Below are 21,943 nucleotides of genomic sequence, written 5' to 3'. Positions count from 1 at the left end.
CGGCCACGCGCTGTCACCTGCGGCGGTTACGCTCACGGCTCGTCACCACAATCCTGGGGAGGGGCCGTGACGGAACAGACGGTGGAACAGCGCGCGACCGAGGTCGTGCTGGAGTACGAGTACCGGCAGGACGAACTGACGGACGCCGTGCGGCTGATGCTGCGCAAGCGGGGCCGGGCCGGCCTTATCCACCGCCCGGTCTTCCTGGTCTGCGTCGGGCTGCTGGGGGCCGCGGTGTTCGCGTCGGGCGTGCTCCAGGACGACCCCGTCTTCTTCGTCTTCGGGGGGATGTTCGTGGTCTGGCCGGTGCTGATGGCCCGAGTGCCCGGGATAACGGCCCGGCAGCTGCTGAGGGCCAACCAGCACCACGGCGTGATGCGGGTGACCGTGGGCGAGCAGGGGATGCGGACGGTGAGCGCCCATGCCGACATACGTCTGGGATGGGCCAACTACGGCAGCTACGCCGAGACCGAGCAGTGCTTCGTGCTCCGCAGCCCCGACCGCATCGGGGCCTGCGCCGCGGTGCTGGTCAAGCGGGGCGCGAGCACTCCGGAGGACGTGGACCGGCTGCGGACCCTGCTGGACGGCAGCCTGCCGCGCGTCTGACCTCCGTGCGCCCGGGCGGATCGTCCGGGCGCACGGACGCCGTTCAGTTCCCTGCCGCCGCGCACTCCGCGCAGGTGCCGAAGATCTCCACCGTGTGGGCGACGCCGACATAGCCGTGCTCCGCGGCGACGGCCTCCGCCCACTTCTCCACCGCGGGGCCCTCCACCTCGACCGCCTTGCCGCAGACGCGGCAGACCAGATGGTGGTGGTGCTCCCCGGTCGAGCAGCGGCGGTACACCGACTCGCCGTCGGAGGTGCGGAGCACATCGACCTCGCCCGCGTCGGCGAGGGACTGGAGCGTGCGGTAGACGGTGGTCAGGCCCACCGAGTCGCCCTTGTGCTTGAGCATGTCGTGCAGTTCCTGCGCACTGCGGAACTCGTCGACCTCGTCGAGCGCCGCCGCTACGGCGGCACGCTGGCGGGTGGATCGTCCACGTACGGGCGGACCGGCGGTCGTCACCGTTGCCTCCTCACGTCTGCGGCTGCCGGGCCATTGTGCCAGCCCGGGCCGCACACAGTCAGATTCAGCCCTCGTCGGTCGCCGCCCGGGTGGCCGGAATCGCATACTCCGGTGGGTCCCCGGCCTCCTGGGCCGCGGCCAGCGCCCGCGCCCGTCGCCGGGCCAGTGGTGTCGCCAGCCCCGTGAGGACGATGAAGACGGCGATCGTCAGCAGGACGATCGTGGCGCCGGGCGGCACGTCCCGGTAGTACGAGGTGATCGTGCCGGTGAGGGTCACGGTCACGCCGATGGCGACGGCGATCGCGAAGGTCGCCGCGAAGCTGCGGCTCAGCTGCTGTGCCGCGGCCACCGGGACGACCATCAGGGCGGAGACCAGCAGCAGGCCCACCACCCGCATCGCGACCGTCACGGTCGCCGCCGCCGTGATCGCCGTCAGCAGGTTCAGCGCCCGCACCGGCAGGCCGGTCACCCGGGCGAACTCCTCGTCGTGGCTGACCGCGAAGAGCGGGCGGCGCAGCCCCAGGGTGACCAGCACGACGAAGGCCGCCAGCAGGCAGATCGCCATGACGTCCGACTCCGACACCGTGGACAGCGAGCCGAACAGGTACGACATCAGATTCGCGTTGGAGCCGCCCGGCGCGAGGTTGATGAACATGACACCGCCGGCCATGCCGCCGTAGAACAGCATGGCGAGGGCGATGTCGCCGCGGGTCCGGCCGTACCAGCGGATCAGTTCCATCAGGACCGCGCCGAGGACGGAGACGGCCGTCGCCATCCACACCGGGGAGGTCGACAGCAGAAACCCGAGACCGACACCGGTCATCGCCACATGACCGATGCCGTCGCCCATCAGGGCCTGGCGGCGCTGGACCAGATAGATGCCGACGGCGGGCGCGGTGATGCCGACCAGGACGGCGGCGAGCAGGGCCCGCTGCATGAAGGCGTAGTTCAGGAAGTCCATCAGCTCAGCAGTCCCGTACGGGTCGGTCCGGTGCCCGCCGCCGCGCCGTGCGGGTGTACGTCGTCGTGCGGGTGTACATGGTCGTGGCCGGGGAGGGCGTGCTCGCCCACGGCCTTCGGGGGCGGGCCGTCGTGCACCACGAGGCCGTCGCGCAGCACCACCGCCCGGTCGATCAGCGGTTCCAGGGGGCCCAGCTCATGGAGCACCAGCAGGACGGTCGCGCCCGACGCCACCTGGCGCTCCAGCGTCCGCGCCAGTACCTCCTGGCTGGCCAGGTCGACGCCCGCCATCGGCTCGTCCATGATCAGCAGCTCGGGCTCGGAGGCGAGGGCACGGGCGATCAGCACCCGCTGGTGCTGGCCGCCGGAGAGCGCGTCGACGGAGTCCTTGGCCCGGTCGGCCATGCCGACCAGCTCCAGGGCGTGCCGTACGGCCCGGTGGTCGGCCCTGCGCAGGACGCCGAGGCGGGCCCGGGAGAGCCGGCCGGAGGTGACCACCTCGGTCACGGTGGCGGGCACCCCGCCCCCGGCCGTGGTGCGCTGCGGCACATACCCGACGCGCCGCCAGTCGCGGAACCGCCGCCGGGGGGTGCCGAACAGCTCGACCTCGCCGGCGCCGACCGGCACCTGGCCGATGACGGTGCGTACGACGGTCGACTTGCCGGAGCCGTTGGCGCCGAGCAGCGCGACGACCTCACCGCGGTGCACGGTGAGGTCGATGCCGCGCAGGACGGGGCGTGAACCGAGCTCGGCGCGGACCCCGCGCAGCGCTATGACGGCCTCGCTCATGCCTGCATCCTCCGGTGGATCACTTGGCTCCCAGGGCCGTCTGGAGGGCCTTGAGGTTGGACTCCATGACCTGGAAGTAGTCCTGGCCGCGGGACTCCTTGACGATGCCCTCGATCGGGTCGAGGACGTCCGTCTTCAGGCCGGCGTCCTTGGCGATGGTCTTCGCGGTCTTGTCGCTGACGAGCGTCTCGTAGAAGACCGTGGAGACACCGTCGGCCTCAGCCATCTTCTCAAGGTCCTTGACGCGGGCGGCGCTGGGCTCGGAATCGGGGTCGAGGCCGCTGATGGCCTCCTCGGTGAGCCCGTAGCGCTCGGCGAGGTAGCCGAAGGCGGCGTGAGTGGTGATGAACACCTTGTCCTTGGTGTTCTTCAGGCCCTCGGTGTACTGGACGTTCAGGTCGTCGAGCTTCTTGACCAGCGCGTCGGTGTTCTTGCGGTAGGTGTCGGCGTGGTCCGGGTCCGCCTTCTCGAAGGCCGTGCCGACGCCCTTGGCGACCTCGGCGTACTTCACCGGGTCCAGCCAGATGTGGGGGTCCTTGCCGCCCTCTTCCTCGCCCTGGTGGGTGTCGTGGGCCGCCGCGTGGCCGCCGACCTCGTTGCCGTGCTCCTCCAGGGTGGTCAGGGAGGCGGCGTCGATCTTCGTCTTGACCCCGGACTGCTCCACCGCCTTGTCGACGGAGGGCTGGAGGTCCTTGAGGTAGAGCACCGCGTCGGACTTCTCGAGCTGGACGATCTGCTGGCCGCTGATCTCCAGGTCGTGCGGCTCCTGGCCGGGCCGGGTGAGACTGGTGACATGGACGTGCTTCCCGCCGATCTGCTCGGCGAGGAAGGCCATCGGGTAGAAGGACGCGACGACGTCGAGGGTGCCGCTGCCGCCCTTGGCACCGGCTGCCGTCTCGGAGGAGCAGGCGGAGGTCGCGGTGAGGGTCAGTGCCGTGACCCCGGTCAGGGCGGCGGTGGATATCAGGCGTCGTCGTACGTTCATGACAGTCATTTTCATCAAATATGGAAACCGTTGTCAACAAGCTCCCGGTTCGGAGGCCCGCCGAGCGCGTTCGTGATCATCAGCGAGCCCGGGGGCCCGACTTGGGAGCCGTACTGATTTGATTGAAGGGGAGCCCTCGCCGGTAACCTGAAGCATTCGCTCTGAAGCAACGCTCTGAAGCAGTCGCTTCGTCGTCCGTCGTCGTAATGAAGAGAGCACCGTGGCCGCCGACAAGATCGACACCATCGTCAGCCTGAGCAAGCGCCGTGGCTTCGTATTCCCCTGCAGCGAGATCTACGGCGGTCAGCGTGCCGCCTGGGACTACGGGCCGCTGGGTGTCGAGCTCAAGGAGAACATCAAGCGTCAGTGGTGGCGTTACATGGTGACGTCGCGCGAGGACGTCGTGGGTATCGACTCGTCGGTGATCCTGGCGACCGAGGTCTGGGTGGCCTCCGGCCACGTCGCCACCTTCACCGACCCGCTCACCGAGTGCACCTCCTGCCACAAGCGCTTCCGCGCCGACCACCTGGAGGAGGCCTACGAGGCCAAGCACGGCCGTCTGCCGGAGAACGGCCTGGCGGACGTCAACTGCCCGCACTGCGGCAACAAGGGGCAGTTCACCGAGCCCAAGCAGTTCTCGGGCCTGCTCTCCACCCACCTCGGCCCGACCCAGGACAGCGGCTCGGTCGCCTACCTGCGTCCCGAGACCGCGCAGGGCATCTTCACCAACTTCGCCCAGGTCCAGCAGACTTCGCGTCGTAAGCCGCCCTTCGGCATCGCCCAGATGGGCAAGTCCTTCCGCAACGAGATCACGCCGGGCAACTTCATCTTCCGCACCCGCGAGTTCGAGCAGATGGAGATGGAGTTCTTCGTCAAGCCGGGCGAGGACGAGAAGTGGCAGGAGTACTGGATGCAGGAGCGCTGGAACTGGTACACCGGCCTCGGCCTGCGCGAGGAGAACATGCGCTGGTACGAGCACGCCAAGGAGAAGCTCTCCCACTACTCCAAGCGCACGGCCGACATCGAGTACCGCTTCCAGTTCGGCGGCTCGGAGTGGGGCGAGCTGGAGGGCGTCGCCAACCGCACGGACTACGACCTCTCCGCGCACGGCACGGCCTCCGGCCAGGACCTCTCCTACTTCGACCAGGAGGCCGGCGAGCGCTGGACGCCGTACGTCATCGAGCCGGCGGCCGGTGTCGGCCGGACGATGCTGGCCTTCCTCCTCGACGCCTATGTCGAGGACGAGGCGCCGAACGCCAAGGGCAAGATGGAGAAGCGCACGGTGCTGCGTCTCGACCCGCGCCTGGCCCCCGTGAAGGTCGCGGTGCTCCCGCTGTCCCGCAACCCGGAGCTGTCCCCGAAGGCCAAGGGCCTGGCCCAGGCGCTCCGCCAGCACTGGAACATCGAGTTCGACGACGCGGGCGCCATCGGCCGCCGCTACCGCCGCCAGGACGAGATCGGCACGCCGTACTGCGTCACGGTCGACTTCGACACGCTGGACGACAACGCGGTGACGGTGCGCGAGCGTGACTCCATGAAGCAGGAGCGCGTCTCGCTGGACCAGATCGAGGGCTACCTGGCCGGCCGGCTCATCGGCTGCTAGCCACTCCGCGCGGTCGCGCACGGGGCCCGGGGGCCTACCCCCCCCGGGCCCGGGAACCCCCGAACGCCGGGCGGTCCGGATCACTCCGGCCCACCCGGCGTTCGCCGTCCCCGCCCCCCGCCGGGACGGTCGACCCCCGCTCTTCGACGACCGGTTCGGGTAGCGCTGGGATGCGTCGGCCACGGATCCAGTGGGCCCTAGCCCTTCACCTCGTACCGCCCGACTTCCAGGAAGTACCGCAGGTCCTCCGGTGTACCGGCGGTGAGGGCGTCGGTGGCCGCCCTGCGGAGGGCGTCGCTGGAGGCCGGGTCGGCGAGGATGCGGAAGATCGCGACGCGGTCGTCTTCGGCCTGTGCGAGGCGGTAGCCGGTCTCGAGGAAGGCGCGGAGGGCGTCCGGGGTGTCGGTTTCGAGGGCCTTGGTGGCTTCTCGGATGACGCCGGTGCCGGAGTTCTTGTCGGCGAGGATGCGGAAGATCGCGACGCGGTCGTCTTCGGCCTGTGCGAGGCGGTAGCCGGTTTCGAGGAAGGCGCGCAGGGCGTCCGGGGTGTCGGCCTCGAGCGCCTTGGTGGCCTCCCGGACGACGGCCCGGCCGGAGTTCTTGTTCCCCAGGATGCGGAAGACCTCGACGCGGAGGTCGTCCAGGGACATCTCGTCCACCGGCGTTCCGGAGGCGGACGCCACGGCCGTGGTCGTCGTGGCCGTCGAGCCGGCGGCGAATGCCGGGGAGGTCAGCAGGAGAGCGGGTGCCAGGGCGGTGGCCGCGACGAGCAGGGCCGCACGCGTCGGTCTCATGGGAGTGTGCCTCCGTGGTCGATCTGTCGGTGCGACCGATCCTCCCCGCGGCGCCCCGCCGAATCATTGCCCGGTGTCGGCAGTCTTCCGCCACGGTCGTTGCCGCCTACACCTAGGCGGTCGGGGCGCACCAGGGTCCGCCGGGCAGGCCACGGCCCCGGTGTCAGTGGGCTGCGCCGACGCCTGCCGCGTCCCGGATCTCGGCCTCCTGGAGGCGGTCCGCCGTGCGGTCGGCGGTCCTGCGGCCCCAGCGGCCGGTGGTCAGCGCGCCCAGGGTCAGGACCAGGGCCCCGCAGACCACGAGGATCCACCAGCCCGGGCGGGCGGCGGCCACAAAGGTGTCCCGGTACGAGGACGCGGTCACGCCCGAGGCCAGCACCGCGCCGATCACCGCCACGCCCAGGGTCTGGCCGAGCTGGCGGCTGGTGGAGGCGACCGCGGCGGCGACTCCGGCCTGGGCGCGGGGCATGCCGGAGACGGCGGTGTTGGTGATGGGGGCGTTGACGAAGCCGAAGCCCACGCCGAACAGGATGTAGCCGAGCAGCAGCGTGGCGTCGGAGGTCTCCGCCTGGAAGGCCGCGAACAGCAGCGCGCTGACGGTGATCGCACAGCCCGCGATCAGCAACGGCAGGCGTGGCCCCCGGCTGCCGACCAGACGGCCGGACAGGGGCGCGCACAGAAAGGTCGGGGCCGCCATCGGGATCATCCACAGGCCCGCGTGCAGGGCGTCGAGACCGCGTACGTTCTGCAGATACAGCGTGGACAGGAACAGAAAGCCGCCCAGGGCCGCGAACGCGCTGATCGCGATCACGGTGGCGCCGCTGAACGGCGCCGAGTGGAAGAAGCGCAGGTCGATGAGGGGTTCGTCGCGCCGGGGCTCGTACCAGAGCAGGCCGAGCAGGGCCAGCAGCGCGACCGCCGCGAAGGGCACCACCGTGCTGAGGCCGGCCTCCGGGGCCTCGATGATCGCGTAGGTCAGGGAGCCGAACAGGGCGATCACCAGCAGCTGGCCGACCGGGTCCGGGCGGCGGGCCTTGGGGGCGCGGGACTCGGGGATGCAGCGGAGGGTGAGCAGCAGTGCGGCCGCGCCTATCGGCAGATTGATCCAGAAGATCGAGCGCCAGCCGACCGACTCCACCAGCAGCCCGCCGACCAGCGGCCCGGCGGCCATGGAGATGCCGACCACGGCGCCCCACGCCCCGATCGCACGGGCTCGCTCACGGCTGTCGGTGAAGGTGTTGGTGATGATCGACATGGCGACCGGGTTGAGCATCGAACCGCCCACCGCCTGCACCATGCGGAACGCCACCAGCGCCTCCAGGCTGGGGGCGAGGGAACACAGCAGCGAACCGATGCTGAAGACGGCGAGACCGGCCATGAAGACGCGTTTGCGGCCGATCCGGTCGGCGGTGGAGCCCGCGAGCATCAGCAGCGTCGCCAGGACCACCGTGTAGGCGTCGATCGTCCACTGCAGGCCCGCCACACTCGCGTGCAGCTCCTTCTGCATCGAGGGCAACGCGACGTTCAAAACGGTGTTGTCGAGGCTGACGATCAGCAGGCTCATACAGCAGATCGCGAGCACAAGAAGACGTCGTCGACGGCTGGGCTCGGGCATGCGTTCCATCGTACGCCGGTGTCGATAGTGCGGTTAACTAATGACTTCCGGGAATTCGGGGGCCGGGTACCCCTCGGCGTACGGGACAATGGGGGAATGTCCACGCCCCCGATGAACCCGACGACGCTGCGGATCGGCCCGCACTCCGTCCAGCCGCCCGTGGTGCTCGCACCCATGGCCGGGATCACCAACGCTCCCTTCCGGACGCTGTGCCGGGAGTTCAGCGGTGGCAAGGGGCTCTTCGTGAGCGAGATGATCACGACCCGGGCGCTGGTCGAGCGCAATGACAAGACCATGCAGCTGATCAGGTTCGACGCGACCGAGCGTCCTCGCTCGATCCAGCTGTACGGCGTGGACCCGGCGACCGTCGGCAAGGCCGTCCGCATGATCGCGGAGGAGGATCTGGCCGACCACATCGACCTGAACTTCGGCTGCCCGGTGCCCAAGGTGACCCGCAAGGGCGGCGGCTCCGCCCTCCCGTACAAGCGGAATCTGCTGCGGGCGATCCTGCGCGAGGCCGTCAGCGGCGCCGGTGATCTGCCGGTCACCATGAAGATGCGCAAGGGCATCGACGACGACCACATCACTTATCTGGACGCCGGGCGGATCGCCGTGGAGGAGGGCGTCACCGCCATCGCCCTGCACGGCCGCACGGCCGCCCAGCACTACGGCGGCACCGCGGACTGGGACGCCATCGCGCGGCTGAAGGAGCATGTCCCGGAGATCCCGGTGCTCGGCAACGGCGACATCTGGTCCGCCGAGGACGCGCTGCGGATGGTGCGGGAGACGGGCTGCGACGGAGTGGTCGTGGGCCGCGGCTGTCTGGGGCGGCCCTGGCTGTTCGCCGATCTGGTGGCGGCCTTCGAGGGGCGGGTGGAGGACCTCGCCCGTCCGTCCCTGCGCGAGGTCGCGGACGTCATGGTCCGGCACGCCACGCTGCTGGGAGAGTGGATCGGCGACGAGTCCCGCGGGGTCATCGACTTCCGCAAGCATGTCGCCTGGTATCTGAAGGGCTTCGCGGTCGGCTCGGAGATGCGCAAGCGGCTGGCGATCACCTCCTCGCTGGAGGAACTGCGGGCCGGTCTCGATCAGTTGGACCTCGACCAGCCGTGGCCCGCCGGCGCCGACGGGCCCCGCGGCCGTACGTCCGGCAACAACCGGGTGGTGCTGCCGGACGGCTGGCTGAAGGACCCGTACGACTGCGCGGGGGTCGGCGAGGACGCGGAACTGGACACCTCCGGGGGCTGACCCGGGCGCCCGCGCCGGGGTCAGCCCTTCGCCGCGGGCGCCGGGGTCAGCTCTTCGGGTGCGGGGTGGAGCCGTAGGCCGTCAGAAAGCGGTCGCGGAAGGAGCTCATCTTCCACACCGGGGCGTCCTGCGCGGGCCGCAGGCCGTCCGACCAGCCCCAGTCGGCGATCTTGTCGAGCACCGCGGGGTCCTTGGCGACCACGGTGCACGGCACATCACGGCTGGCGTGGTCGCCGCTGACCCGGGAGATCGGCTGGTGGTCACCGAGGAAGACGAGGACCGTGTCGTCGGTGCCGTAGCGCTCCAGGAACTGGGTCAGGCTGGTGAGCGAGTACTGGATCGACTGGCCGTACCCCTCCTTCGACAGGGTGCTGTCGGCGATGACGTCCTTGGGGTCGCTGCCCGCCTTCTCGATGGCGTCGAACACCGAGCCGTTGCCCAGCTCGTCCCAGCCGACCATCTTCGGGATGGGCGCCCAGGGCTGGTGGCTGGAGGTCAGGATGATCTCCGACATCAGCGGCTTGTCGCGCTTCTTGCTGTGCTCCAGCTGCTGGTAGGCCTCCAGGGTGTACTGGTCGGGCATGGTGGACCAGCTGAACTTCGGGCCCTGGTAGCCCAGTTGGAAGGCGTTGTAGACCTTGTCCAGGCCGTGGAACCTCTGCTCCGGCCAGCCCTTCTGCACCCCGGGCATGACCCCGACGGTGTCCCAGTCGCCCGTCTTCTGGAAGGCCTTGGTGAGGGTGAGACGGTCGCTCGTGGTGACGGTGCGATAGCGGCTCTGGTTGTCGACCCAGAGGCCCGACAGGAACGTGGAGTGGCCGAGCCAGCTTCCGGCGCCGTACGTCGCCGAGGTCAGCCAGCCGCTCTTGGCCTGGAAGCCCGCCTCGGTGAGGGCCTTGGTGCTGTCGGCGAGCGTCTGTTCGACACCGGGGGCGATCTCCGGGTCCTCGAGCGCGGTGCGGCCGTAGCTCTCGATGAAGGTGAAGATCATGTCCTTGCCGCGCAGATCGGGCACCAGCTCGGAGCCCGGGGTGCCGCCGAAGGCGTCCACCCCGGCGGTGCGGGCGAACTCCTGCTCGTCCCGCAGGGTCTCGCGGATGCTGTCGTTGCGGGCCTGCACCGTGTGGACGGTGCGCTCGGCGGCCACCGGCACCCCGTCGATCCGGAGGCCGAGGGCCGTGCAGATCATCCACGCCAGGCTCAGGACCAGGACGGTACGGGTGGTGGTGGCGCGATGCCGGGCCATCAGCCCGCCGAGCCGGACGAGGGCGAGCACGGGGACGAGGAGCAGGGCGGCCGCGATCACGAGCACCGCCACCAGCGCGCCCACGGCGCCCGTCCCGCCCAGGGTGTCCTCGAGGTAGGAGTAGCCGTCGGGGAACAGGGGCCAGTCGAGGATCACGTCGAAGCCGCGGCCGAGGTATTCCTGGAAGCCGATGTCCAGCAGATTGAGCAGGGTCAGCACCCCGAGGGTGATCCCGCCGATCCAGGTGGCCGTCAGCCGTGGCCGCCGGGGGAGCACGGCCAGGAGCACGGCGAAGGTCAGCGCCTCCATCGGCAGCCGGGTGAACGCGGCGAACTTCAGGCTCTCGGGCTTGCTCGGCAGCAGCAGCGCGGCGACGACGAAGGCCCCGGCGAGCACGGTGACGGCGATACCGGGAACCCGGGCGGCGCGCGGGTGCGCCTCCCCCCAGTCCCGTAGCCGCGACAGCCGGGGGCGCGGTGTCGCGGTCTGCTCGGTGGCGGGTGCCGCGGCCGGTCGGGGATCCGGGGCTGCGTCCACCTCGGCGGTGGGGGCCGGGGCCGGTGCGGGGTCGGACGTCGGGTCCGGGGCGGAGTCGGTGCGGTCGGCTTCCGGGGCGGGGGGCCTGTCGTCGGTGCCGGCCGGGCCCGCGCTCTCGGTGGCGGCGGATATCGCCCGGCCGCCGGGCGCCGGTCCTGCGCCCTCCGGTCCGTGTTCGGCTACGGAGTCCCCTCCGGAGACCTGCGCCGCCAGGGCGTGCTCCGGCTCGGGCTCCGCCTCCGGCCCGGCCTTCGGGGCGTTGGATATGGACTCGGACGCGGGCTCCGGCCCAGGTTCAGGCTCCGTATGGGACTTGGCCTCGGGCTCCGACCCGGACTCGGGCTCGGGCTCCGACCCGGGCTCGGCCTTCGGGGCATCGGATGTGGACTCGGGCTCGGGCTCGGGAGTACCGGGGGCCGGGCTGTGGTCCGTGACACCGGGGGTCGCCTCGGGCTCCGCAGGATCGGAGGCCGGGCCGGGGCCCGTAGCACCGGACGCTGATCCGGTTTCCGTGGCGCCGGTGCCCGACGTGGGCTCTGCGACGGCGGACGTGGCCTCGGGCTTCGCGGTGACGGGGCCGCCCTCGGAATCCGCCGTGAGGGGCCTCGGGCCGCGGCCCGTTGTCCCGGAGCTCGCCTCGGGCTCCATGGTGCCGGAGCACGCCTCGGGCTCCGCCGTACCGGAGGCCGGATCGTGGTCTGCCGTGCCGGAGGCCGACTCGGGCCCCGCGGCGCCCTCCGCCGAAGGCCTCGGGTGCGGCACCGTGCCCGGTGCGGGGACGGGTTCCGTGTCGGGGGCGGAGGCGGTCGGCGTGGATGCCTCGGTGTCGGCGTCGGCCGGTGTGCCCTCCGGATCCGGGGTCTGCCGTTCCTCCTCCGTCGGCAGGTCCTCGCCCGTGGCCTCCCCAGCCTTGTCCGTCGTCTGTGGTGAGCGTGTGTTGAGAGGCAACCCGAAGGTCCTTCCGTTGCGCAGACCGTGCTGGAGGACGGGCCCCGACCGGGGGAGTCCGGGGCCCGCCGCCATCCCGTACGAGTGCTCGCTCGGGCGCGTTCAAGGCGGAGCCCCGGCACCGGGCAAACACCCGGCAAACTTCGCCATGGCGTGCTTTTGACCATCCGGCCCGGCACCCCGTGCCGTCGTCCCTTCGAGACCGCGGGTGCCCGCACGCACGTCCGTATGTCCGTCCGCATGGTGAAAACGGGGCCCTTCGAGGGCGTGATTCTCGCCACCCTTGATAGGGCTACCGCTCAGATGAGCGATTTTTTACCGTCTGCACTTCTCCAAGGGCTGGCACTCAGTGCCGTACCTCATCCGTTCAGCGGGCGAAATCAAGTGTATGGAATCCCGCTCATGTGAGCGTTACCCTTGACTTGAGAGCACTGTCGCGTTCAAGAAGTGAAAACATCCGGCCGCGAGGAGTTGCCGACCCTTGACTTTCGATCCAGTGGCGGACGAGTGGTTACAGGCGCATGGCGCGCAAGTGGACGTACCCAGACTCCTTCGATCTGGGTATGTTCCTCGCCGTCAGGGCAGCCACCACGTCCTCGAGGAGTCGAGACCGTGTCGGAAAACAAAGATCCTCAAGTCACGCAGAACGGCGGCGAGGGCGTGAAGTTCGTTTATGACTTCACCGAAGGCAACAAGGACCTCAAGGACCTCCTCGGTGGCAAGGGCGCGAACCTCGCCGAGATGACCAACCTCGGCCTCCCCGTCCCTCCGGGCTTCACCATCAGCACGGAGGCCTGCAAGGTCTACCTGGGGAGCGGCGAAGAGCCCTCGGCGCTGCGTGACGAGGTGAGTGCGCACCTCGCCGCGCTGGAGCAGCGGATGGGCAAGAAGCTCGGCCAGGCCGACGACCCCCTCCTGGTGTCCGTGCGCTCCGGTGCCAAGTTCTCGATGCCCGGCATGATGGACACGGTCCTGAACATCGGTCTGTCCGACAAGTCCGTCCAGGGTCTGGCGAAGCAGGCCGGCGAGGAGCGCTTCGCCTGGGACTCGTACCGCCGTCTCATCCAGATGTTCGGCAAGACCGTGCTCGGCGTCGACGGCGAGCTCTTCGAGGACGCGCTCGAGGCGGCCAAGACGGCCAAGAAGGTCGCGGTCGACACCGAATTGGAGGCCGGCGACCTCAAGAAGCTGGTCACCAAGTTCAAGAAGATCGTCAAGACCGAGGCCGGGCGCGACTTCCCTCAGGACCCCCGGGAGCAGATGGACCTCGCCATCAAGGCGGTCTTCGAGTCCTGGAACGGCGACCGCGCCAAGCTCTACCGCCGCCAGGAGCGCATCCCGCACGACCTGGGCACGGCCGTGAACATCTGCTCGATGGTCTTCGGCAACCTGGGCCCCGACTCGGGCACCGGAGTCGCGTTCACCCGTGACCCGGCCTCCGGCTACCAGGGCGTCTACGGCGACTACCTCCAGAACGCGCAGGGCGAGGACGTGGTCGCGGGCATCCGCAACACGGTCCCGCTCGCGGAGCTGGAGCGGATCGACAAGAACTCCTACGACCGGCTGATGCAGATCATGGAGATCCTGGAGAACCACTACAAGGACCTCTGCGACATCGAGTTCACCATCGAGCGCGGCCATCTGTGGATGCTCCAGACCCGGGTCGGCAAGCGCACCGCGGGCGCGGCCTTCCGGATCGCCACCCAGCTGGTGGACCAGGGGCTGATCGACGAGGCGGAGGCGCTGCAGCGGGTGACCGGCGCCCAGCTCGCCCAGCTGATGTTCCCGCGCTTCGACGAGCAGGCCAAGGTCGAGCAGGTCGGCCGGGGCATCGCGGCCTCCCCGGGCGCGGCGGTGGGCAAGGCGGTCTTCGACTCGTACACCGCGGTGAAGTGGTCGCGCTCGGGTGAGAAGGTCATCCTGGTGCGCCGCGAGACCAACCCGGACGACCTGGACGGCATGATCGCGGCCGAGGGCATCCTGACCTCGCGCGGCGGCAAGACCTCCCATGCGGCCGTGGTCGCCCGTGGCATGGGCAAGACCTGTGTGTGCGGTGCCGAGGAGCTGGAGGTCGACACCAAGCGCCGGCGGATGACCGTGCCCGGCGGGCAGGTGGTGGAGGAGGGCGACCTCATCTCCATCGACGGCTCGTCCGGCAAGGTCTACCTGGGCGAGGTCCCGGTGGTTCCCTCCCCGGTCGTGGAGTACTTCGAGGGCCGGATGCACGCCGGTGCCGACGACGCCGACGAGCTGGTCGAGGCCGTGCACCGGATCATGGCGTTCGCCGACCGCAAGCGGCGCCTGCGGGTACGGGCCAACGCCGACAACGCCGAGGACGCGCTGCGGGCGCGGCGCTTCGGCGCCCAGGGCATCGGACTGTGCCGCACCGAGCACATGTTCCTCGGCGACCGTCGCGAGCTGGTCGAGCGGCTGATCCTCGCGGACACCGGGGCCGAGCGCGAGGAGTCCCTGAAGCAGCTGCTCCCGCTGCAGAAGAAGGACTTCGTCGAGCTCTTCGAGGCGATGGACGGACTCCCGGTGACGGTCCGTCTGCTGGACCCGCCGCTGCACGAGTTCCTGCCCGACATCACCGAGCTGTCGGTGCGCGTGGCCCTGGCCGAGTCCCGTCAGGAGCCGCACGAGAACGAGCTGCGGCTGCTCCAGGCGGTGCACCGGCTGCACGAGCAGAACCCGATGCTGGGTCTGCGCGGGGTGCGCCTCGGACTGGTCATCCCGGGCCTGTTCACCATGCAGGTGCGGGCCATCGCCGAGGCGGCGGCCGAGCGCAAGGCCGCCAAGGGCGACCCGCGCGCCGAGATCATGATCCCGCTCGTCGGCACGGTCCAGGAGCTGGAGATCGTGCGCGAGGAGGCCGACCGGGTCGTCGCCGAGGTCGAGGCGGCCTCGGGCACCTCGCTGAAGCTGGCGATCGGCACCATGATCGAGCTGCCCCGTGCGGCGCTGACGGCCGGGCAGATCGCCGAGGCGGCCGAGTTCTTCTCCTTCGGCACCAACGACCTCACCCAGACGGTGTGGGGCTTCAGCCGGGACGATGTGGAGGCCAGCTTCTTCACCGCGTACCTGGAGAAGGGCATCTTCGGCGTCAGCCCGTTCGAGACGATCGACCGGGACGGCGTCGGCTCCCTGGTGGCGTCCGCCGTCGAGGCCGGCCGTGCCACCCGCCCCGACCTCAAGCTCGGCGTCTGCGGTGAGCACGGCGGCGACCCGGAGTCGGTGCACTTCTTCCACGAGGTGGGGCTGGACTATGTGTCCTGCTCGCCCTTCCGGATCCCGGTGGCCCGGCTCGAGGCGGGCCGGGCGGCCTCCCAGTCGGGGGGCAGCGACCACCGCTGAAGACCCCGGAGTCCTTGTCGTGGTCCCCGACCCTCACGACCGATGCGACAAGGACTCCGGCTCACGGAGGAAGGGGCGGCACCCGTGCGGGGATGCCGCCCCTTCGCCGTCGCGGGGGAGGGGAATCGTCGCGGGGTGAGGGGAATCTCTGAAGAACCTCAATTTCGTGGACGATGCAATCATCGTGTCCTTAGAGTCGCGATCATGCCGGACATATCCCTGACCATGGTCGTCGTCCTGTGCCTCGCCGCTCTGGGGGCGGGCTGGATCGATGCCGTGGTGGGCGGCGGGGGACTGCTGCTGCTCCCCGCCCTGCTGCTCGGGCTGCCCGGCAACACCCCGGGCGCTTATGCGCTCGGCACCAACAAGGCCGTCGCGATCGTGGGCACGACAGGTGCGGCCGTGACCTATGTCCGCAGTACGCCGGTGGATGTGAGAACGGCCGTACGGATCGGGCTGGCGGCGCTCGTGGGGTCCATGGCCGGGGCGTTCGTCGCCGTGGGACTGAGCACGGACGTCCTCAAGCCGGTCGTCATGGTGGTGCTGCTCGGTGTCGGCGCCTTTGTGCTGCTGCGGCCCGCCTTCGGCACCGTGGCCCCGTCCGGACCGGTCTCCGCGCGCCGGGTGCTCGCCGCGATCGGGCTCGCGGGCCTCGGCATCGGCTTCTACGACGGGCTCATCGGGCCCGGCACCGGCACCTTCCTGGTCCTGGCGCTGACCGCGATCCTCCATCTCGACCTGGTGTCCGCCTCCGCCACCGCCAAGATCGTCAACTGCTGCACCAATGTCGGCGCCCTCGCCACCTTCGCCTGGCAGGGCACGGTCTTCTGGCAACTGGCCGCGCTGATGGCCGTGTTCAACCTGGCGGGCGGCATGGTCGGCGCGCGCACCGCGCTGAAGAAGGGCAGCGGATTCGTCCGGATCGTGCTGCTCACGGTGGTCTTCGCCCTGGTGGTGAACCTCGCCTACCAGCAGTGGGTGGCCTGAGCGGACCGCGGAGCACGCGACGGATCAGCGGCTGCCGGTGAGGTGCGCGAAGACCACCACATTTCCCAGGTAGCCCGTTCTGCGCGAATAGCCGCCCCCGCAGGTGATCACCCGCAGCTCGGGGCGGTCCGCCTTCCCGTACACCTTCCGGTCGGGGAAGTCCTTGTCCGCGAAGACCTCGACCGCATACACCGTGAAGACGGCCGTCGAGCGGTCCCGGCGGTGCACCTCGATGGTGCTGCCCTTCCGCAGCGCGCCCAGGTCGTAGAAGACGGCCGGGCCCGCCGAGTTGTCCACATGGCCGGCGACGACCGCGGTGCCCGTCGCGCCGGGCGCGGTGCCGGCCTCGTACCAGCCGGCCAGGTTCTTCCGGGACGCGGGCGGCGCCTCCAGGCGGCCGGCGGAGTCCAGACGCAGACCCGTCAGGGGGGCGTCGACACGGATCGAGGGGATGCGTATGCGGTCCGGCGGCGAGGGCGGCAGCGCGCGGGCGCCGGACCGGTCGGGGCCGGTGCCCGAGGACGCCTGGGCGGCCGTCGGCTGGGGCGGCGTCCGTATCTCGGAGGCGCTGCGCAGCAGCCCTATACCGGTACAGAGGGCTATCACCGTGACGGACGCTATCGCGGCGTCGCCGACCGCTCCGGACCTGCCGACCTTGCGCACCTCGAACCTCCTGCGTGGACGCCGGGAACCGGCTGTCGTCGTGGACGCCGGGAGCCCGTGCCCCCTCCGGGCCGCGAGGGGCGTCGGACCCGGAGGGGGAGCGGGACGGCGGTACCGGCGGGACGGACCGCGGAGGGGTGTCCGTCAGATCCTGTCGCCTCTCGCCCGGCGATGCAGGAGCCAGGTACCGCCCGCGGCCGCGACGGCGAGCGCCGTCACTCCGGCCGCGGTCTTCACGGGGTCGGGGCCGAGTACGCCGCCGACCCCCGTCTTCATGCTTCCTCGCGGAAGCGCCGGATCCTTGATCGGGGTCAGGGAGACCGTCAGATCGCCCGTCACCGAGGTGTGCCGGCCGGCGGAGCATCTGGCGACGATCTCGTACGTCCCCGGCTGCGCGCCCGACGGCACCCGGAACCGCCCGGTCGCGTTCTGCTCCTGGGCGCCGGGCGCCAGCAGGAAGGTGCCGGCGCCGACCGCGGAGGCGTCGCCCACCGCGGAGCCGTTCGCCCCGCAGACGGCCGTGCCGACGGTGACCTCGGTCCCCGGCACCACGGCCGAGGGGAGGACCCGGAGGCTCCGGGTGTCGTCGCCGTACGCGGGGACGGCGGTGAGGCACGCGACGACGACGGCGAGCGCGGGACCTGTCAGCAGGCGTGCCGTTCGTCGCATCGCGGTGCTCCTCCGAGAAGGCACGACCCGCGGCACCCCCAGTGTGCCGCTGCCTCGGCCGTGCCCTGCACTGTCGAGACAAGCGCCGCTCGCCCCCACCCGCTCTCTGACGGGGCGTCAGAAATACGGTGAACGGGTGCCGGCCGGGGCGCCCCACGGGCCGGAGGTGTTGACGTTCCGGCAGGTCAGCGGCGTACGACGGGAGTGGCGGGGAAGAATCCCCGAAGATCCGGCGGCCGAGGACGAACGGGTGAGGGCGTCCGGTCCGCCGGAATCGATCTGCGATGCTTCGACAGGGAACCCGGGAGGGAGACGAACGTGGCGACGGCCGACCGGTGCACCGCTGTGACCAGGCGTACCGCCGTGACCGGCGGAGGGGCGGACCGATGAGACTGCCCTTCTTCGTGTACGGGACACTGCGCCCGGGCGAGCACAACCATGACCTCTTTCTGCGCGGCCGGGTCCGCTCCGAGGAGCCCGGACTGCTGACCGGCGCCGTGCTGTACGCCGGACCCGGCTACCCCTACGCCGTGGAGCAGGGCCGGGGCACGGTCAGCGGCGAGATCGTCACCGCGCTGCCCGAGGCGTACCCGGAACTGCTCGCCGACCTCGACCGGTTGGAGGAGTATGTGCCGGGCGATCCCCGCAGCCTCTACGAGCGGGTGGACCGGGAGGTGACGACCGCCGACGGCAGGACCGTACGGGCCTGGGTGTATGTCGCCGGACCCGTGGTCGCGGCCCGGCTGCGCGCGGACGGCAGGCCGATCGAGGGCGGGGACTGGCTCGCCCGCCGCTGAACCTCACCGGGCCCGGGCCGCCGTGTCGCTCGTGCGGGCGACCACCCCGTGCGCCCCCGCCCGGCGCGCGGCCCGCACCCCTAGGGTCCCGGCCATGACCGACAGCGCAATCACCCGGCGCCGCGCCCTGGCGCTGGGCGGCGCCGCGACGGGCGCCCTGCTGGGCCTCGGCCTCGCCTCCTGCTCCGCCCCGCGCCGCGGCTCCCGCGCCCCGGCACCGGACGCTGCGTCGAACGCCGCCCCCGACGGCCAACTGTGCGTGCTCGCCCCGAGCACCACGGAGGGTCCCTACTATCTGGCGGGCGCGCTCTTCCGCAGGGACATCACCGAGGGCAGAAAGGGCGTCCCGCTCACGGTACGGCTGACCGTGCGCGACCACCCCCACACCTGTGGCCCCCTGAAGGGCGCACTCGTGGAGATCTGGCAGCCCGACGCCTGGGGTTACTTCTCCGGCTACACGGCACTGCACCCGGGCGGCAGGGTGCCCGCCGCCGACACCGCCGGCGCGAACCCCGCGACCTGTCTGCGCGGTTGTCAGACCACCGGCGCCGACGGTGTCGCCGAGTTCACCACGATCTTCCCCGGCTGGTACAAGTCGCGCGCCCCGCACCTCTACGTCAAGGTGCACACCGGTGTCAGCAGGACCGGCCGCAGCTTCGAGGGCGGCCGGGCCAACTGGACGGGGCAGCTCTTCTTCGACGACCGCTACGCCGACGAGGTGTACGCCAAGGCCCCGTACACCGAGCACCGCGGCACCCGAGGCCGGCTCGCGCGGGACCGGGTGTACCGCGGGGGCGGCGAACGGGACGGACTGATGCGGGTCACCGGGAACGCGGACCGGGGGCTCGTGGCGAGCCTGACCGTCGGGGTCGATCCGACGCGGGAGAACATCGCGTCGTCGTCGGACGACGAGGGCCTCCCGTCGGCGGACCCGTCGTCCCCTTCGTCGTCGACGAGCCTCAGGCCGCCGTACGACGAGGCGAGCGTCTCCCCGTACGGCTCGCCGGACGACGCGGCGAGCGCCTCCCGGCCGGCCACTCCCTGACCTGCCCCGGCGGTCGGTGGGGCCGGTCCGTGTGCCCCGGGCTCAGAGCTCCGAACAAAAGTGGGGCCCGGCGGGCGGCGCCCGGCACGCACGCTCGCCGCGTTGCCGGAAGGCCCTGGTAGCTCCGCTACAAGGACCTTCCGGCGCCTTGCGATCGCACGCACCGGACACCGCCCGCTGATCGGACCCCACTTTTGTTCGGAGCTCTCAGCCGCGCCCCGCCGCCAGCGCCTCGGCGATGCCCGGTTCCTCGGGGCCCAGGAAGGTCGGATCCGGCCGGAACAGGGCCTCCAGGGCTGCCTTGCCCGCCGCGAAGACCTCCCGGGTGTTGCCGTAGTACCAGGTCACATCGTGCTTGGCGGGGACGCCGACGCCGTACGCCGTCACGCCCGCCGCCCGGCACAGGGCGACCGCACGGCGGATATGGAAGTCCTGGCTGATCAGGACGGCCCGGTCCACGCCGAAGATCTTCTTGGCCCGGACACAGGAGTCCCAGGTGTCGAAGCCCGCGTAGTCGCTGACGATCCGTTCGTCGGGCACGCCGTGCCGGGTCAGATAGGCGCGCATCGCGTCCGGCTCGTCGTAGTCCGTACGGCTGTTGTCGCCGGTGACCAGGACGACCTCGATCCGGCCCGCCCGGTACAGCCGCGCCGCCGCGTCCAGCCGGTGGGCGAGATAGGGCGACGGCTCGCCGTTCCACAGGCCGGCGCCGAAGACGACGGCGACCTCGGTGCGGGGCGCGTCCGCGGTCGTGCGGAGCCGGTCGCCCGTCGTCAGGAACAGCCAGGTCACCGGCAGCAGCGCCAGTACGCACCCGAGCATCAGGACCTGGACGGCCCTGCGCCGGCCGGTACGGGTGCGCGGCAGGCGCGGCCTCAGAAACGCCAGGCGCGGCACGGCCATCGGACCCATCCCCCCGAATCGCTGATCACGCCTGGGGAGACGCGCACCGCGGTGATCCGGTTCTCCCGGCGCACGAGCGGCTCATGGCACCCGCCGGATCACCGGGCCCTCGAACGACGGCCGGGCGCCATGAAAACACCCGGTGGGACGCTGTCCGGCCCTCCGGCGGGAAACGGACGCCGACATCCCGATTGTCGTCCGCTGCGTTTACTGTCGGGTCATGGACGGCTCTGCACCCGAGACCCATCAGACCTCCGCCCCGTACCGGAACGGCCCGGCCGACTCGGCGTACGACGCCGCGGCCGTCGAGCGCTGGGCGCCCGAGCCCGACAAACGCCCGGGCCGCACCGCGTTCCAACGGGACCGCGCACGGGTGCTGCACTCGGCGGCGCTGCGCCGGCTGGCGGGCAAGACCCAGGTCGTCACCCCCGACGCCCTCCCCCATCGGCTCGAAGCCGCTCGCGCGGGAGGCGGGCCGGTCGAGGCCTGGGACGCCAGCCCCCGCACCCGGCTCACCCACTCGCTGGAATGCGCCCAGGTCGGCCGGGAGCTGGGCGCCGCCCTCGGCTGCGACCCCGATCTCGTGGAGGCCGCCTGTCTCTCCCACGACCTCGGCCACCCGCCCTTCGGCCACAACGGCGAACAGGCGCTGAACGAGTTCGCCCGGGACTGCGGCGGCTTCGAGGGCAACGCCCAGTCACTGCGGCTGCTCACCCGCATCGAGCCCAAGCGTTTCGTCCACAGCGACGAGACCGGCGAACTCGTCAGTGTGGGACTGAACCTCACCCGCGCCGCCCTGGACGCCGCCACCAAATACCCCTGGCCGCGCGGCGAGCACCCCACCGACCCCGCCTCCCCGAAGTTCGGCGTCTACGAGGACGACCGCCCCGTCTTCGACTGGGTCCGCAAGAACGCCCCCGGGCATCGTGTCTGCTTCGAGGCCCAGGTCATGGACTGGTCCGACGATGTCGCCTACTCGGTGCACGACTTCGAGGACGGACTGCACGCCGGCCATATCGACCCCGGCTGTCTGCACGCCGAGCCCGAGCGGGAGGCCGTCTTCGCCGTCGCCCTCGGGCGGTACGTCCCCGCGGACACCGACCCGGCCGAGCTGTCCGAGGCACTGGACCGTCTCCTCGCCCAGGAGTGGTGGCCCCGCGGCTACGACGGATCCGCGATCGCCCAGTCCCGGCTGAAGGACGCCACCAGCCAGCTCATCGGCCGCTTCTGCCTGGCCGCGGAGGGCGCGACCCGGGCGGCCTGGGGGCACGGCACCGGCCGTCCGGGCACGGAGGGCGGCGGCGGACGCCTCACCCGGTACGCGGCCGAACTCGTCGTCCCCCGGGGCACCCGGCTGGAGTGTGCGGTCCTCAAGGCGGTCGCCGACCGGTATGTGATGCAGCGCGCCGAGCAGGAGCGGATCCGCGCGGCGCAGCGCATCGTGGTCGCCGAACTGGCCGAGGCGCTCACCGCCCGCGCCCCCGAAGGGCTCGACCCGCAGTTCCGGGCGCTGTTCCGGGAGGCGGCCGACGACCGCGCCCGCAAACGGGTGATCGTCGACCAGATCGCCTCGCTCACCGATACCTCGGCGCGTTCCTTGCACGCCCGGCTGACGGGGACCTCATGACCGGACCACCAGGGCCCGGCGACCGTACCGGCGGGGGCCGTACGACCCGGCCGACCGGGACCGTATGACCCGGACGCGACCGGGTGTGGCCTGATCGGGGCACTCCC

General features: G+C 71.2%; 18 protein-coding genes. 8 read left to right on the top strand and 10 right to left on the bottom strand.

Annotated features, from left to right (window positions below):
* Positions 1–66: 66 nt before the first annotated feature.
* Positions 67–606 (top strand): YcxB family protein, encoded by a 540-nt coding sequence (locus CP978_RS11740; RefSeq protein ID WP_043440087.1) that lies wholly within the window; start codon positions 67–69, stop codon positions 604–606.
* Positions 607–649: 43 nt separating this feature from the next.
* Here the strand turns inward: CP978_RS11740 and CP978_RS11735 are convergent, their stop codons facing one another.
* From CP978_RS11735 to CP978_RS11720, 4 genes are all read right to left on the bottom strand, one after another.
* Positions 650–1,066 (bottom strand): Fur family transcriptional regulator, encoded by a 417-nt coding sequence (locus tag CP978_RS11735; RefSeq protein WP_043440085.1) that lies wholly within the window; start codon positions 1,064–1,066, stop codon positions 650–652.
* A gap of 64 nt (positions 1,067–1,130) precedes the next feature.
* A complete protein-coding gene (locus CP978_RS11730; RefSeq protein ID WP_043440083.1) occupies positions 1,131–2,027 on the bottom strand; it encodes a metal ABC transporter permease in 897 nt (298 codons plus the stop codon).
* Positions 2,027–2,815: a metal ABC transporter ATP-binding protein gene (locus tag CP978_RS11725; RefSeq protein ID WP_043440082.1), complete on the bottom strand. Its 789-nt coding sequence runs from the start codon at positions 2,813–2,815 to the stop codon at positions 2,027–2,029. Before CP978_RS11725 ends, CP978_RS11730 begins: the two co-directional genes overlap by 1 nt.
* A 19-nt stretch (positions 2,816–2,834) precedes the next feature.
* On the bottom strand, positions 2,835–3,800 hold the full coding sequence (locus CP978_RS11720; RefSeq protein ID WP_043440081.1) for a metal ABC transporter substrate-binding protein: 966 nt from the start codon (positions 3,798–3,800) through the stop codon (positions 2,835–2,837).
* Positions 3,801–4,020: 220 nt separating this feature from the next.
* Here CP978_RS11720 and CP978_RS11715 point away from each other — a divergent pair, with 220 nt between their 5' ends.
* The gene (locus CP978_RS11715) at positions 4,021–5,403 is read left to right on the top strand and encodes a glycine--tRNA ligase (protein WP_043440080.1); all 1,383 of its coding nucleotides are present in this window, start codon (positions 4,021–4,023) and stop codon (positions 5,401–5,403) included.
* 197 nt (positions 5,404–5,600) lie between these two features.
* On the opposite strand, the gene CP978_RS11710 is transcribed toward CP978_RS11715, so the two are convergent.
* Together CP978_RS11710 and CP978_RS11705 are read right to left on the bottom strand one after the other, a co-directional pair.
* Positions 5,601–6,197, bottom strand: a complete 597-nt coding sequence (locus CP978_RS11710; protein WP_043440078.1) for an ALF repeat-containing protein — start codon at positions 6,195–6,197, stop codon at positions 5,601–5,603.
* 163 nt (positions 6,198–6,360) lie between these two features.
* Entirely contained in the window at positions 6,361–7,812 is a 1,452-nt protein-coding gene (locus tag CP978_RS11705; protein ID WP_043440077.1) for an MFS transporter, read from the bottom strand.
* Positions 7,813–7,908: 96 nt separating this feature from the next.
* Between CP978_RS11705 and dusB the strand changes: the two genes are divergently transcribed.
* Positions 7,909–9,060 (top strand): tRNA dihydrouridine synthase DusB, encoded by a 1,152-nt coding sequence (gene dusB, locus CP978_RS11700; protein ID WP_043440076.1) that lies wholly within the window; start codon positions 7,909–7,911, stop codon positions 9,058–9,060.
* 46 nt (positions 9,061–9,106) lie between these two features.
* Here the strand turns inward: dusB and CP978_RS36385 are convergent, their stop codons facing one another.
* On the bottom strand, positions 9,107–11,791 hold the full coding sequence (locus CP978_RS36385) for an alkaline phosphatase family protein (RefSeq protein ID WP_407083913.1): 2,685 nt from the start codon (positions 11,789–11,791) through the stop codon (positions 9,107–9,109).
* 612 nt (positions 11,792–12,403) lie between these two features.
* Between CP978_RS36385 and ppdK the strand changes: the two genes are divergently transcribed.
* Together ppdK and CP978_RS11685 are read left to right on the top strand one after the other, a co-directional pair.
* A complete protein-coding gene (gene ppdK / locus CP978_RS11690) occupies positions 12,404–15,145 on the top strand; it encodes a pyruvate, phosphate dikinase (protein WP_043440075.1) in 2,742 nt (913 codons plus the stop codon).
* A 204-nt stretch (positions 15,146–15,349) separates the two neighbouring features.
* A complete protein-coding gene (locus CP978_RS11685; protein WP_043440073.1) occupies positions 15,350–16,132 on the top strand; it encodes a sulfite exporter TauE/SafE family protein in 783 nt (260 codons plus the stop codon).
* Positions 16,133–16,156: 24 nt separating this feature from the next.
* Here CP978_RS11685 and CP978_RS11680 read toward each other — a convergent pair whose 3' ends face one another.
* Both CP978_RS11680 and CP978_RS11675 read right to left on the bottom strand, forming a co-directional pair.
* Positions 16,157–16,795, bottom strand: a complete 639-nt coding sequence (locus tag CP978_RS11680; RefSeq protein ID WP_043440071.1) for a class F sortase — start codon at positions 16,793–16,795, stop codon at positions 16,157–16,159.
* Positions 16,796–16,939: 144 nt separating this feature from the next.
* A complete protein-coding gene (locus CP978_RS11675; RefSeq protein WP_043440070.1) occupies positions 16,940–17,464 on the bottom strand; it encodes a hypothetical protein in 525 nt (174 codons plus the stop codon).
* Positions 17,465–17,850: 386 nt separating this feature from the next.
* Here CP978_RS11675 and CP978_RS11670 point away from each other — a divergent pair, with 386 nt between their 5' ends.
* Positions 17,851–18,261 carry a gamma-glutamylcyclotransferase family protein gene (locus CP978_RS11670; RefSeq protein WP_043440069.1) on the top strand — a complete coding sequence of 137 codons (411 nt, stop codon included), beginning with the start codon at positions 17,851–17,853 and terminating at the stop codon, positions 18,259–18,261.
* A gap of 94 nt (positions 18,262–18,355) precedes the next feature.
* Complete coding sequence (locus tag CP978_RS11665; protein ID WP_043440067.1) at positions 18,356–19,306, top strand: intradiol ring-cleavage dioxygenase; 951 nt, start codon at positions 18,356–18,358, stop codon at positions 19,304–19,306.
* 207 nt (positions 19,307–19,513) lie between these two features.
* Here the strand turns inward: CP978_RS11665 and CP978_RS11660 are convergent, their stop codons facing one another.
* Positions 19,514–20,209, bottom strand: a complete 696-nt coding sequence (locus tag CP978_RS11660) for a SanA/YdcF family protein (RefSeq protein ID WP_043440066.1) — start codon at positions 20,207–20,209, stop codon at positions 19,514–19,516.
* Positions 20,210–20,429: 220 nt separating this feature from the next.
* Between CP978_RS11660 and CP978_RS11655 the strand changes: the two genes are divergently transcribed.
* Entirely contained in the window at positions 20,430–21,836 is a 1,407-nt protein-coding gene (locus CP978_RS11655; RefSeq protein ID WP_043440065.1) for a deoxyguanosinetriphosphate triphosphohydrolase, read from the top strand.
* Positions 21,837–21,943: the final 107 nt, after the last annotated feature.

The organism is Streptomyces nodosus (assembly GCF_008704995.1).
GTDB lineage: Bacteria > Actinomycetota > Actinomycetes > Streptomycetales > Streptomycetaceae > Streptomyces > Streptomyces nodosus.
The sequence above is the reverse complement of the archived record's forward strand: the minus strand, read 5'-3'. Positions and strand labels throughout refer to the sequence as shown.

Bases quoted from the DNA above. Each gene is read 5' to 3' on its own strand.
- CP978_RS11670 (WP_043440069.1), top strand. From the start codon at position 17,851: ATGAGACTGCCCTTCTTCGTGTACGGGACACTGCGCCCGGGCGAGCAC.
- dusB (WP_043440076.1), top strand. From the start codon at position 7,909: ATGTCCACGCCCCCGATGAACCCGACGACGCTGCGGATCGGCCCGCAC.
- CP978_RS11685 (WP_043440073.1), top strand. From the start codon at position 15,350: ATGCCGGACATATCCCTGACCATGGTCGTCGTCCTGTGCCTCGCCGCT.
- CP978_RS11720 (WP_043440081.1), bottom strand. From the start codon at position 3,800: ATGAACGTACGACGACGCCTGATATCCACCGCCGCCCTGACCGGGGTC.
- CP978_RS11665 (WP_043440067.1), top strand. From the start codon at position 18,356: ATGACCGACAGCGCAATCACCCGGCGCCGCGCCCTGGCGCTGGGCGGC.
- CP978_RS11730 (WP_043440083.1), bottom strand. From the start codon at position 2,027: ATGGACTTCCTGAACTACGCCTTCATGCAGCGGGCCCTGCTCGCCGCC.
- CP978_RS11660 (WP_043440066.1), bottom strand. From the start codon at position 20,209: ATGGCCGTGCCGCGCCTGGCGTTTCTGAGGCCGCGCCTGCCGCGCACC.
- CP978_RS11675 (WP_043440070.1), bottom strand. From the start codon at position 17,464: ATGCGACGAACGGCACGCCTGCTGACAGGTCCCGCGCTCGCCGTCGTC.
- CP978_RS11725 (WP_043440082.1), bottom strand. From the start codon at position 2,815: ATGAGCGAGGCCGTCATAGCGCTGCGCGGGGTCCGCGCCGAGCTCGGT.
- CP978_RS11705 (WP_043440077.1), bottom strand. From the start codon at position 7,812: ATGCCCGAGCCCAGCCGTCGACGACGTCTTCTTGTGCTCGCGATCTGC.
- CP978_RS11710 (WP_043440078.1), bottom strand. From the start codon at position 6,197: ATGAGACCGACGCGTGCGGCCCTGCTCGTCGCGGCCACCGCCCTGGCA.
- CP978_RS11655 (WP_043440065.1), top strand. From the start codon at position 20,430: ATGGACGGCTCTGCACCCGAGACCCATCAGACCTCCGCCCCGTACCGG.